Source organism: Desulfogranum marinum (assembly GCF_016918565.1).
Lineage (GTDB): Bacteria > Desulfobacterota > Desulfobulbia > Desulfobulbales > Desulfobulbaceae > Desulfogranum > Desulfogranum marinum.
Genome location: NZ_JAFFQD010000002.1, coordinates 140,555 through 152,877, shown reverse-complemented (window position 1 = coordinate 152,877; position 12,323 = coordinate 140,555). Strand labels below are relative to the sequence as shown.

The window sequence follows — 12,323 nt, the reverse complement described above, 5'->3', positions numbered from 1 at the left end:
TCCTAGGGAGGCCCTTGGGTTTTCATTGGCCTTTTCCCAGAGATCAATAACAAGATTTGACCACACTCAACGTCTTTCTACACACACCCAGGCCATGGAAATTGTTAATTTTATTCAAATTGCCAAACACCTTACTCCACCTCTGATTCTCGTCGGATTGGCAGTGTATTTGGGTTTCAGTGTTCACCACAAGATGCTTGAAAAAGGCGTCTTGAGCAAGCCAAACGCTAAAGACAGCGGCCACCTCAAATACAAGATACTCCAATACGGCTTCTGGCTGATCGTCATCCTTGCCATTCTGGGCGTTGGCCTGGCTGTTTTCCAGATCTGGATGGAGGGCCAACAGGCCAAGCCATGAACATTGCCTCTTTTCTCAGCCATCCCCTCACCCTTGTCGGTGTGCTCTTGTTGGGTGTGTTTGGTTTGTTTAAGTTCATTCTGCAATCTGGGTTGTTGAGCAAAGTTACAGGCAAGGCAACCGCGCTCATCCTGCACAAGATGTTAAACTTCGGCTTTGTGCTTGCACTGAGCGTATCGATTGCCGGTATCGGCCTGGAAGCGTGGCGCATTCATAAACGAATTGACCATATCAAACAGGCAAAAAAAGCGATAATCGGTGAAATCCTGACCACTATTTCCAGCCTTGACGAACGACTCGGTTTTTTCGACGCTATTTTGGAACCGGACAGCTTTGCAGAACAATTAGACCAAGTACGGCAAAAAATGGCTCCCGCGCTCCAGCAAGACTTTGCCGCAGGATACAATCACCTCATCATTGAGCACAAAATCAACACATTGCGCCAGTTGATGAACAGCAACCCCTTACCAACCGAAAGTGGTCGTTCGTTTATGAAAGACCTGCGCGACAGCGGCATGGACACGGAAATATTTCGCAGGTTCTACCTGCAACTAGCGGAAGTGGAACGTGTTACCGAAGATTTTCTGGCTGCACTTACATACAATGGAACAATAGGAAACGAACCGAACGAACTCCAGAGAGAATACAGTAGCCGCAAACTACAGATTGCCAAACAGCTCTTATTTATCGAATCTCAAATGGCCCATTTATACGCTTTGGCCATTTTACGTTATGCCAACACCGGCCAAGATCCTGTATCACTTCCGGACTCGGCCACATCGACCCTGCAGGCCCTTGAGCATCTGCAACCAAAGAAACCCATCGACCAGCAAGAAGCATCTCGTTTGCAGGTGAAGCTACTGCAAACGAGATCCAAAGAGCTTGATGAGAAAGCGGCCCTGATTCCTCTGGCAAAACAATTGAGCCAGGAAAAATTAGGCACCTTCAAGGAAATAGGCCAACGGCTCACAATTAATCCTACCGACACCTGGAGCCAGGTTGTTGCTAAGGCCATCTCTTTACGCAGACTCGGACGCACGGCAGAGGCAGTAGCCGCATTTTCCCGCTATGGTGAGATGTTTACCGCAACCGACCCCACAGCCAGACGCTATGCCCACACAGCCCAACAATTAACGCTCCAGATTGACCTATTGAACATATCTGGTGGGGTGTACATTTTCAAAATTACTCCCGGCAGCAATGCTCAACAAGCCGAATTGAGAATAGGAGATATACTCATTGCGTACAACGGGCAGGAGATCTCCGACATGTCAACTTTTGTTGAGGCGGTAAAATCCGCCCAAAAAGCTGAAGCTGTTTCTCTCACCTGGCTAAGGCTCAACGCCCAGAACCGCTTCGAAAGGCAGGATGCAACTATCCCCAGCGGCATCCTGGGAGCGGCAACAATGCCCATTTAGAATAATCAAAGCAGACACATACCCTTAACATCCAACTTTTTATTTGTTTTGCCGTTGATAGGGTTTTGAACTGTATTTACCCGAAGGAGTGAAGATGAATCGTCGTGTGACCAAGACCACTATTTTGAACCAGGGAACTGCTGAGGAGAAGCGGGCAGAGATTCGTCAGTATTTCCACGACACCTTTGCCCTTGAGGACCAACTATACGGCACTCTGGCTGGGGACGAAGCCTTTTACCTGAGGGCTGAACCTTTGCGGCATCCGCTGATTTTTTACCTGGCCCACACGGCGACATTTTACATGAACAAGCTGATCATCGCCAAATTAACCACCACCCGCATTAACCACACCTTTGAGTCCATGTTTGCAGTGGGTGTGGATGAGATGTCGTGGGATGATCTGGACAGTTCCCACTACGATTGGCCATCGGTGGAGGCTGTTAAGGAATACAGGGTACAGGTCAGGAACTTTGTGGATCAATTAATTTCCACCCTGCCGCTGGAGATGCCCATCACCTGGGAGAGTCCCTTTTGGGTGATGATGATGGGAATTGAACATCAGCGCATCCATCTGGAAACCTCCTCGGTAATCATTCGCCGCTTGCCCATAGATCAGGTGCGACAGCTTGACGTATGGAAGATCTGTGAACAAAGCAATGAGCCACCTGAAAACAGCTTAATACCGGTAAAAGGTGGCAAAGTTGTTGTAGGCAAGCACAAAAATGACCCGCTCTATGGCTGGGATAATGAATTCGGGGTTCATGAAGCTGAAGTCTGGGATTTTGCTGCTGCAAAGTATCTGGTCTCCAACAAGGAATACCTCTCTTTTGTAGAGGATCACGGGTACAAACAGCAACAATTTTGGACGGAAGAAGGCTGGAACTGGGTTTCTTTTTCGCAGGCGCAGCATCCCTTGTTCTGGATACCGGGCAAAGACGGTTACCAGTATCGTACCATGACCAGTATTATCGAGATGCCATGGGATTGGCCGGTTGAGGTTAACTATCTTGAGGCCAAGGCATTCTGTAACTGGATGGCAGATAAAACCGGTAAGCCCATCCGCCTGCCAAGCGAAGATGAATGGTATCGCCTGAGGAGCCTGCAACCGATTGCCGACCAGCCATACTGGGACAAAGCACCGGGAAACATTAATTTGGAATACTGGGCCTCCTCCTGCCCGGTTACCCGTTTTCCAGTGGGTGATTTTTACGATATCATCGGCAATGTCTGGCAATGGACCGAGACCCCGATTTCCGGCTTTACCGGTTTTGAGGTCCACCCATGCTATGATGATTTTTCCACCCCCACCTTTGACACCCGCCACAACTTAATAAAGGGTGGATCATGGATATCCACCGGCAATGAAGCGACTAAAGATGCGCGTTATGCATTTCGGCGACATTTCTTTCAGCATGCTGGTTTTCGCTACGTTGAGGCCAAGCAGCCTCTTGTCCAACCTGAGGCCATGTACGAAACCGATGGTGCTGTTTCTCAGTACTGTGAGGCCCATTACGGAAAAAGTTATTTCGATGTTGCTAATTTTTCAGCCACCGTGGCTGCTCACTGTCTTGCCTTGATGGAAAACAGACCGAAAAAGAAAGCGTTGGATCTTGGCTGTGCAGTGGGCAGAACCACCTTTGAGCTGGCCAAGGAGTTTGATTTTGTTCAGGGGTTGGATTTTTCGGCCCGTTTCATCCGCATCGCTTTTCAAATGCAGGAAAAGGGGGCAACCCATTACGGACTTACTGAGGAGGGGGAGATTACTTCCTATCACGAGCGGAAACTCGCCGACTTCGGCCTGGAATCGACAAAAAACAAGGTTGAATTTTTCCAGGCCGATGCCTCAAATTTAAAACCCCGCTTTACCGGCTATGATCTGATTGTAGCAGCCAATCTGCTGGACCGTCTCTATGATCCTCGTACGTTTTTAACCACCATTCATGAGCGTCTGCACCCCGGTGGATTGCTGGTCTTAACCTCCCCTTACACCTGGCTTGACGAATTCACCAAAAAAGAAAACTGGATAGGTGGCTTCAGGCGGGATGGCGAGCCCTATACCACCTTGGAAGGTTTGCAGGAGATCCTCAGCAAGCACTTTCGGATGGCGACAGACCCACAGGATATACCTTTTGTGCTGCGGGAGACCAAAAGAAAATTTCAACACACCATTGCCCAGATGACAGCATGGGAAAAGCGCGCCGATTAACTCAGCGTACCACCCATTACAGGAGAAGATTTCGGTGACAAACAAACCACAAGTATTGTTTTTGTCTCATGGGGGCGGCCCTTCGCCTCTTCTTGGGGACGCAGGGCATAAAGAGATGGTTGCCTGCTTAAAAAAAATTGCAGACCACATACCAAAGCCATCGGCTATCCTCATCATCAGTGCGCACTGGGAAGAAAACGTAGCCACCATCACCTCGGCGGCACGCCCAGCTCTTTTGTATGACTACTCTGGGTTTCCAGAAGAATCCTACACCATTCAGTACGCCTGCCCAGGCGACCCCGGGCTAGCCAACCAACTCCACGAGATATTTGAAAAGAAAGGTGTTGCCTCCAGGCTGGATGGCCAAAGAGGTTTTGATCATGGTGTGTTTGTCCCCCTAAAAATAATGTATCCGGATGCTGATATTCCTTGTGTACAGGTGTCCCTTGTTAGCGGCCTCGACCCTGCTGAACATCTTCGGATAGGAGAAATTCTCCAAGACCTGGCTCATGAAAATCTACTTGTGATTGGTTCCGGCTTTTCCTTTCACAACATGAATGCCTTTTTCACACCTGTTACCAGCGAATCGGAAGCAATGAATGTATCTTTTGAAAGTTGGCTGGTGGAGACCTGTTCGAACCCGGATATTGAGGAAGCGGAAAGAGCACAAAGGCTCACCCAGTGGCACCAAGCCCCTTTTGCCGATTTTTGCCATCCCCGAGAAGAGCATCTGCTCCCATTACATGTTTGCTATGCTCTTACCCGCACCCATTGTTCCGATTTTTTTGAACTTCGAATTTTGGATAGGAAATCAAGCATGTACTATTGGTCAGCAGAGCAATCCAGCATATTGGCTAACTAAAGGCCATTTTCACAATCCAGCGCAGCTACGAGTAGTTCTTATACTACCGGAAAGTCTCTTGTTTACCATCTTAAGTAAAACGGAGGCTGTACGCGCTTCAAATAACTATTACCAATACTGGCCGGACTATTAACAGGGTGCAATCACGTCTCATGCTGTTACAGATAAATGAAATCCCAATCCAAACTTACATCAACCCTTTCTCCGCCTGTGCCTGGATGGCGGTAATGGCGACCGTGTTCACAATGTCTGGTATCAGGCAGCCACGGCTCAGGTCATTTACCGGTTTGTTCAGACCCTGCATAATCGGGCCGATTGCCACCGCCCCTGCTGAACGCTGCACTGCTTTGTAAGTGTTGTTGCCGGTATTGAGATCGGGAAAAATAAAGACTGTTGCCTTTCCGGCAACGCTGCTCTCCGGCATTTTGGTCTTGGCAACCGTGGCATCAACGGCAGCGTCGTACTGGATCGGCCCTTCGAGCATCAGCTCCGGAGCAAGTTTATGGGCAATTTCGGTGGCTTTTTTCACCTTATCCACCTCTTCACCTTTTCCCGATGAACCGGAAGAATAAGAAAGCATGGCAACCAGTGGATTAATGCCGAACAACCTGGCTGTTTTAGACGTTTCAATGGCAATCTCCGCCAGCTGCTCGGCAGTGGGCCTGGGGTTGACAGCGCAGTCGGCATAGGCGAGCACACGGTCTTCCAGGCACATGAAAAACACCCCTGACATGATGGTGCTGCCCGGCTTGGTTTTTACAAATTCCAGTGCGGGGCGAACAGTCTGCAGAGTTGAATGCACAGAACCTGACACCATACCATCGGCATGCCCTTTGTAGACCATCATGGTGCCGAAGTGGTTAACCCCGGACATGACATCGCGGGCATTATCCGGGGTAATCCCTTTGTGCCGACGAAGCTCGTAGTATGTGGCGGCATAGTCTTCAAAATGCTCGGATTGAATTGGATCAATAATCTCGATACCGGTTAGCGAGAGCCCATAATCAACTATTTTTTTGAGGATCGCTTTGGACCTGCCCAGCAAAATAATTTTCACCGCATCCCGATGGATAAGTATTTCTGCTGCTCGCAAGATACGTTCCTCTTCCCCTTCGGGAAGCACAATAACCTGCTTGTTGGTCCTGGCGCGTTTAATCAGGCCAAACTCAAACATTTTGGGCGAGGTGTACAGGCTGGAAAAACGAATAATTCTCTTGCGTAATGCCGTGGTGTCCACATTGGCCTCAAAGAGCCCCAGCGCAGTGGCAATTTTACGGGTGGATTCGGGCGTGATGTAGTTGCGGATAGCCTTGATCTTGGAGGCAGTGCTAAAGGTATCATCTTCAACCTTAACAATGGGAACCAGCCCTTCAGCCCCTTCGAGCAAGTCCTGGAGTGTTTTTTCGGGTTGCAGGTACCCAGTGAGGACCATACCTGCGATATTGGGCATGTTTGTGGAACGATAGGCAGCCATAGTGCCTAAAATGATATCAAGACGGTCTGCAGGAGTGATGACCAGGTCATCATCGGCAAGGGTGGGCAGATAGTTTTGCAGGTTCATTGCCGCCACAACAAAACGAGTAGCCAGCCTGCTGAGTTGCCCTTGCCCATAGATAACTTCCCCGTCAAGTGCGGCAACTATTTCAGCCATGGTGAGCATTTCCAGGGATTCGTCGTGGGGGATGGAATAGATAAGCTCCACCTTCTCCCGGAGGCTATCGAGCAAGAAAGCAGAAATGTTTTCCTGCAAATGGACAGGTGTTCGGTTGAGGATCATTGCCAACACACTGGAACCTTTGTCCTCAAAAGCTTCAATGGCAAATTTACAGGTTTTCAGCATACCATCGACCGAACCCTCATAGCCATTGGCTATCATCAGAATCGGGCACCTGAGATTGTTGGCAATATCCGCATTCAGCTCAAACTCAAACGCCGAGGAGTCACTCTCAAAATCCGTTCCCAGGCAAAGGACGAAATCATGCTCACTTTCAAGGGCCTTATACTTGGTCAGTATCCCTTCAACCAGTTGCCCTGTTTTATCTTCCGATATCAGATTTTGTGCCTCATCAAAGGTAAAGGCATACATCTGCTCATAGGATAATTTCAAATCATAGTGGGTGGAAATCAGGTGAAGAATTTTATCGATACCATCTGCATGGCGAGAGACGTTGATAATGGGTCTGAAAAAAGCCACCCGCTCAAGATTTCGCACCAAAAATTCCATGATTCCCAAGGTGACCACAGACATGCCGCTTTGCGGCTCAAGTGCTGTAACATACAGATTTTTAGACATGAGCGAACCTTTTTAAGTGATCTCTTAATAAAAGATGTTTACCGAGGAGTTTCCTGACTATCTGAGCTGCTTTTCCTACATCATCATTTTCCCATCTACCTGTTGCGGAGGCACACAGTCAGTTCCTGTAAAGAGTCAATCGACCAGGTGGGAGCAACAGGAAGGGAGGAGACATGCGCATGGCTCCAGTTGACAAAAATGGTATCGATACCGGCGCCGGCTCCGCTGCAGATATCATAGAGGGCGTCGCCGATAAAAACGGTACTGGCTTTATCGGCATTAAGCAGCGACATAGCCTTGAGCGCGGGTTCGGCGTCGGGCTTATGATTGGTTGTGTCTTCCGGGGTTATCAACACATCAAAATACTTGTGAGTATCCGTAGACTCAAGGATTTGCTCCAGGCTGAATCTTCTTCGTGAGGTGACAACGGCCAGTTGTTTGCCGGCGCCTTTAAGCAGCTCCAATGTTTCGATAACATGGGGAAACGGGCTGATGCTTTGTTCCATAATACTGAGCTGGTATTGGAGATAATCATCAAGAATCTGATCATGATCCTGCTCGGCGCCCAAATGAGTGATGAGTTGACTCTTGAGCGGCAGGCCAATACCATCAATAATGGTACTTCTCTCCATGGTTTTTCCTGCATATTTTTCAGCAACATATTGAAAACATGTGCAGATGAGATCCACAGTGTCGAAAAGGGTGCCATCGGCATCAAAAAGATAGCTGTCATACGATTTCATTCTATATCTCCAGTCTCTGAAAAGACCCACTGATACTTTGTTATAAAAGATTCACCCGATCCTAAAACGACAACGGTAGCTTTCAGCAAATACGTCTCCTCTTTCCGGTAACCACGCTCAACTTTCCACCATGAGCCATCTTCTTATAAGCGTATTTTGAATGCCAGAAAAAGCGTGCGCTGAGATGTATTAAAGTTGCCATCGGACACCAGAAAAAGCGTTTTGCTACCGTCCGGCAGGTCGGGTCCAAACGACATACCTTCTATGTTGTCCAGAGAGCTGTACTCCGGATCTGGAAGCGGCAGGAGGCTATCCAGGTCAAGAACCAATGTTTTCTTAACAAACCCGCTCTCCCTGTTTAGAGATTTCAATGATTGCACAGATGAAACATCTCTCCCCTCTTCCAGGTCGATCAGGTAGATACGAATATAAACTTTGTTAAGCGTGGTGACCCAGCTTCTCTCCATGGCAAGTAAACGATACTCATCAAGGGCAAGTAGTTCAACCAGACCGTTCCCCCCTTGCAATGCATTCATGCCGGTAGGATTCGGTACCGGTGAAACCATATAGGGATAATGGGCTAAAACTTTCCCACTTTTTGAATACTTAATAATACGGACAGGTGAACCATTTACAATGGTGGTTTTCTTGCCATCCTGCTTCAGGGCCTGCTCATTTGCGGTAAAGATGCATTCGAAATTCGGTGTCACGGTTAAGGCTTCCAACCCAAGATTTTCCCGAACGCCTTTCTCCCCTTCCAGCCCCTGTATAAATTGCGAAGGAAGATTCCACTGTTTTACAAAACTACCGTCCATGCGAAACTCGGTTAGCGACGGTTCTTCTCCCTGCTCCACAGGCCCTTCGCTGCTGACGAGCAAATTTTTGTTCCCCAGGATTGCCAGTCCCTCAAAATCGATTTTATTTTTCTTGAAAAACTGCCGGTCGGCGTCTTGAAAAAATATCACCTTTTGAGGTGTAAGAGTGAACCCGTCATCATCATCCACAGCAAGCACATAATATCTTGCCGAATGAAACTGTGACCTGTCATCGGAAACAGCATAGAAGCAGCTTTCTTCAAGATCATAGGCCAGCCCTGACAGTCCGTTAAAAACAGTCCCCCCAACCTGGGTATCGTAGCGGAAATTCTGATCCCCGATCAACTCCAGGGTTACTGCGCAGGCCTGCAAAACGCTAAGTTGCATAAGCAGCAATGGCACTAACAACAAACTTTTCATCTTTTTCCCTTCCTTTCCGGGTAAAATGCTTCTGGAAAAATCATATTGAATGAAAGAGAGGTCTTTCTCAAAAAAGCTCCGCCATTTTGTAAAACATCAAGGCGTTCAATACCAACCCATGATCAATCGTCCCAGCTCTGACAAGCGACGCCACCTCTGCATACGAATGAAGAAAACACTCTATATCTTCCATATCGTCAAATCTGGGCTCAGCGGATTTCACAGCGTCCCGTACCATGACCGTATAACAGTAATTGCGCTGCAAAGCTGGATTAGGACACACCTTACCGATAATCAGCGGATCGCTGCCGGAATAACCGGTTTCCTCCAGCAGTTCACGGCAACCCGCGGTTATGGGATCTTCACCGGGATCGATCATTCCGCCGGGGATTTCAATTTCCTGGCGGCGACTGCCATAACGAAATTGACGAATCATGACCAACTGGTTGTCAGGGGTCACAGCAACAACATTTACCCAGTCTGTAAAATCAAACAAAAAAAATTCCTTTTCCCTACCACTCCTGCGACATTTAGCAGGACCGGACCAAATGCTCCCCAATGAGGTTTTAAGCAGTTCCTTTTCTTCGGCCAGTTCCCAGCCATTCAAGTTGTTTTTATCGCCCATGATGATTGCCTTCTTCTTTTTCATATTGGGAAACGACACGCATTAACCTGTGAATATATACCACACTCACCCCAGGATGGACAGTGTGTGGACTATCAATTCCTTGTTAATGCTCCAGGGCTTTGGACTGATGAACATTTTCACAGTGCCTGGATGCGCCTCAAAAAGATGCATTTTTATTTACAATGCAGGCATATAAACTTGCGAGGAAAGACTATGAGGAAAGCTATGGAATACTGCAAAAGAAATTTTTCATAACCACAAACAGGTGGGTAGTGCGCTGCGGCTTGAAAAGCGAAAGGTTAGGATAACAAGTAGGTACAACTTATAAGAAAAATTATTTCAGCTACACCATATAATCTTCTAACAAAAACGACGACGGACTCGACCAAAACCGGAACCCGTCGTCGAATACTAATTACTTCTACCTAAATCCTGCAAGATTTAGGTTCTATTTAAGGGCGAATAACTCTTTTGCATCAAGCTTGCCATCCTTGTTAACGTCGAGCACGTCGAACGCTTCAACCACTTCCGGCATCTCTTGCGCTTCCTCGAGGGAAACAAAGCCGTCTTGGTCCTTATCAAGTCCCATAAGGGGATGGGTATCGGCAAAGACATTTCCTGATACCAGGGAAATAGACAAAGCGGCCATTGCAACTACAGTTCTTTTCATCATGATTATATTCCTCTTCTGTTTACTTTGAAATATTGGGATATATTCCCACATAACTTGCCCTGCTCTAGCAAGGGGTATGCCACTACAAAACAGTGTCGATATATCAAAAAGATAAAACAATCAGAGACATATAAAGTTAAAGATAGCATGGATAACCGTTGTCGGCAAAAGACACCCTTACAGGCCATCTAAACAAACCCCCTGAAAATACGGGAAAATGCTTGTGGCCGGTCGGCGACACTTCTCTTGTAATTTTGATGAATTAGAGAGTAAACTGGATTTACCAGCTACCCAGTTACCCATAAAGGACAAGCAGCTTATACCAATAGAGTAGTATTCCAGACATGATGCACAAAATGGCGACGCCCTTTCTGCCGATAAAATCAGTTTCGTTCGTGTAGGCACGTGATACTTGAAACTATATTCAGACAGGAGGCATGCGGCTCCTTTTGCAAAGAAAAGGTACAAATATTTTCGAACATACCACCAACTATCAACATTATTTTAACACTTTACCCCAAAATAAAAAATGAACACCGCACTTTTTGACTCATGGACAGATAAATATGACCGTTGGTTTACAACCTCTTCAGGAAGGCTTGTAAAAAAGTATGAAACTGAGCTGTTACTTGAGCTACTGTATCCCCAGCCAGGCGAGAAGATTTTGGATGTGGGCTGCGGCACGGGTATTTTCACAGAGGATGTTCTTGACTGCGGAACGACGGTGGTCGGCATTGACCTGTCTCTTCCTATGCTGAAAATAGCGTTGGAGCGTACTCGAGATGACGCCTTTAGCGGTCTCTGCAGCGATATGTGTGCCCTCCCTTTTCCTGACAACAGTTTTGACAAAGTGTTTTCCATGACCGCGATTGAATTTGTGGCTGACGCAGAAAAAGCAATAGCAGAACTGAATAGAGTCACCCGAAAAGGAGGATGTATCGTTGTTACCACTTTAAATAGTCTCAGTCCATGGGCAATAGAGAGACAAAAGAATGCCCGAGACGGGGGGCATAGCCTCTTTCAGAACGTTTCTTTCCGTTCACCGCAGGATATGCGTTTGCTGGTTCCGCACCCCTGCGTTATCAAGACGGCCATTCACTTTCAAAAAAATACCCGGGTTGAAGACATTCCAGAGATTGAACTACAGGGAAACAGGGAACATGCTGAGACAGGAGCTTTCCTGGCAGTGCAATGGCATACAAACGAAGAATAATCTTTTAAGGCCCCTTCCCTCGACAATTCCGTCGAAGGTTGCATAACTTGTCGCCGCTGCAACAGTCAGCTTACGGCAGAAAAAATCCCAACTACCTGATTTCAAGTAATTTTCACATAATTGACAGCACAATGTTTCCCTGGCATGAATACTGCTTAGAGTCATAGTAGAAGACGTACGAATAATCCATGCACGAAGGTCCCTTATGCACGCAAGATATGCGACGCTGGGAATAGTCCTATTCACTTTTTCAACCATTAAGGAGAACATCATGAGAAAGAAAATGGCAACTTCACTTTTGGCAGCCTTGGCAGTCTTTACCTTGAACAGCCCTGCCTGGAGCACTGATTACACGACCATGACCACTGAGGAGTTAAACAATGTGCGCGGGACGTTGTACAATGCTACAGAAGCCGAAAGAAATGCCTTTCGCAATGAATGGCAAAAAAGAATCAATCAAATGACCCCTGAAGAACGCACCCAGTATATGGGACCAGGCAAGGGGAAAGGCAAAGGATACGGTGGCGGAAAAGGTCAAGGATCTGGGAAGGGCGCTGGTCAGGGGCAAGGTCAGGGGAAAAATAATTGAATCATTCACCTGCAACTGATGGACTCGAATAAAGTCCATCAGTTGCCGCCCATCTGCATCAGCAAAGAAGAGAGCCCCATGCTGATTAACGAAAGTAATGCTCTA

11 protein-coding genes are annotated in these 12,323 nt (G+C 47.4%); 6 read left to right on the top strand and 5 right to left on the bottom strand.

What is annotated here, in order from left to right; translation table 11 throughout:
* Nucleotides 1-94: 94 nt before the first annotated feature.
* The 4 genes from JWH17_RS02555 (at nucleotide 95) to JWH17_RS02540 (ending at nucleotide 4,844) form a co-directional block, all read left to right on the top strand.
* Nucleotides 95-358 (top strand): hypothetical protein, encoded by a 264-nt coding sequence (locus JWH17_RS02555; RefSeq protein WP_205220987.1) that lies wholly within the window; start codon nucleotides 95-97, stop codon nucleotides 356-358.
* A complete protein-coding gene (locus tag JWH17_RS02550) occupies nucleotides 355-1,776 on the top strand; it encodes a PDZ domain-containing protein (RefSeq protein ID WP_205220986.1) in 1,422 nt (473 codons plus the stop codon). Before JWH17_RS02555 ends, JWH17_RS02550 begins: the two co-directional genes overlap by 4 nt.
* A 94-nt stretch (nucleotides 1,777-1,870) precedes the next feature.
* On the top strand, nucleotides 1,871-3,982 hold the full coding sequence (gene ovoA / locus JWH17_RS02545; RefSeq protein WP_232370840.1) for a 5-histidylcysteine sulfoxide synthase: 2,112 nt from the start codon (nucleotides 1,871-1,873) through the stop codon (nucleotides 3,980-3,982).
* Between the two features lie 34 nt (nucleotides 3,983-4,016).
* Nucleotides 4,017-4,844, top strand: coding sequence for a DODA-type extradiol aromatic ring-opening family dioxygenase (locus JWH17_RS02540; RefSeq protein WP_205220984.1), 828 nt, complete (start codon nucleotides 4,017-4,019; stop codon nucleotides 4,842-4,844).
* 187 nt (nucleotides 4,845-5,031) lie between these two features.
* Here JWH17_RS02540 and pta read toward each other — a convergent pair whose 3' ends face one another.
* The 5 genes from pta to JWH17_RS02515 form a co-directional block, all read right to left on the bottom strand.
* Nucleotides 5,032-7,137, bottom strand: a complete 2,106-nt coding sequence (pta, locus tag JWH17_RS02535; RefSeq protein ID WP_205220983.1) for a phosphate acetyltransferase — start codon at nucleotides 7,135-7,137, stop codon at nucleotides 5,032-5,034.
* A 95-nt stretch (nucleotides 7,138-7,232) separates the two neighbouring features.
* Nucleotides 7,233-7,880, bottom strand: coding sequence for an HAD family hydrolase (locus JWH17_RS02530; protein ID WP_205220982.1), 648 nt, complete (start codon nucleotides 7,878-7,880; stop codon nucleotides 7,233-7,235).
* Between the two features lie 143 nt (nucleotides 7,881-8,023).
* On the bottom strand, nucleotides 8,024-9,115 hold the full coding sequence (locus JWH17_RS02525; RefSeq protein WP_205220981.1) for an esterase-like activity of phytase family protein: 1,092 nt from the start codon (nucleotides 9,113-9,115) through the stop codon (nucleotides 8,024-8,026).
* A gap of 67 nt (nucleotides 9,116-9,182) precedes the next feature.
* Nucleotides 9,183-9,779: an NUDIX hydrolase gene (locus tag JWH17_RS23600; protein WP_205220980.1), complete on the bottom strand. Its 597-nt coding sequence runs from the start codon at nucleotides 9,777-9,779 to the stop codon at nucleotides 9,183-9,185.
* A 412-nt stretch (nucleotides 9,780-10,191) separates the two neighbouring features.
* The gene (locus tag JWH17_RS02515; RefSeq protein ID WP_205220979.1) at nucleotides 10,192-10,416 is read right to left on the bottom strand and encodes an EF-hand domain-containing protein; all 225 of its coding nucleotides are present in this window, start codon (nucleotides 10,414-10,416) and stop codon (nucleotides 10,192-10,194) included.
* A 529-nt stretch (nucleotides 10,417-10,945) separates the two neighbouring features.
* Here JWH17_RS02515 and JWH17_RS02510 point away from each other — a divergent pair.
* Nucleotides 10,946-11,629, top strand: coding sequence for a class I SAM-dependent methyltransferase (locus JWH17_RS02510; RefSeq protein WP_205220978.1), 684 nt, complete (start codon nucleotides 10,946-10,948; stop codon nucleotides 11,627-11,629).
* A 271-nt stretch (nucleotides 11,630-11,900) separates the two neighbouring features.
* Nucleotides 11,901-12,218 carry a DUF1104 domain-containing protein gene (locus JWH17_RS02505; protein WP_205220977.1) on the top strand — a complete coding sequence of 106 codons (318 nt, stop codon included), beginning with the start codon at nucleotides 11,901-11,903 and terminating at the stop codon, nucleotides 12,216-12,218.
* Nucleotides 12,219-12,323 lie beyond the last annotated feature (105 nt).

Excerpts from the sequence above, each read along its gene's own strand:
- JWH17_RS02525 (WP_205220981.1), bottom strand. The coding sequence starts at position 9,115 with ATGAAAAGTTTGTTGTTAGTGCCATTGCTGCTTATGCAACTTAGCGTT.
- JWH17_RS02505 (WP_205220977.1), top strand. The coding sequence starts at position 11,901 with ATGAGAAAGAAAATGGCAACTTCACTTTTGGCAGCCTTGGCAGTCTTT.
- pta (WP_205220983.1), bottom strand. The coding sequence starts at position 7,137 with ATGTCTAAAAATCTGTATGTTACAGCACTTGAGCCGCAAAGCGGCATG.
- JWH17_RS02555 (WP_205220987.1), top strand. The coding sequence starts at position 95 with ATGGAAATTGTTAATTTTATTCAAATTGCCAAACACCTTACTCCACCT.
- JWH17_RS02515 (WP_205220979.1), bottom strand. The coding sequence starts at position 10,416 with ATGATGAAAAGAACTGTAGTTGCAATGGCCGCTTTGTCTATTTCCCTG.
- ovoA (WP_232370840.1), top strand. The coding sequence starts at position 1,871 with ATGAATCGTCGTGTGACCAAGACCACTATTTTGAACCAGGGAACTGCT.
- JWH17_RS02530 (WP_205220982.1), bottom strand. The coding sequence starts at position 7,880 with ATGAAATCGTATGACAGCTATCTTTTTGATGCCGATGGCACCCTTTTC.
- JWH17_RS02510 (WP_205220978.1), top strand. The coding sequence starts at position 10,946 with ATGAACACCGCACTTTTTGACTCATGGACAGATAAATATGACCGTTGG.
- JWH17_RS02550 (WP_205220986.1), top strand. The coding sequence starts at position 355 with ATGAACATTGCCTCTTTTCTCAGCCATCCCCTCACCCTTGTCGGTGTG.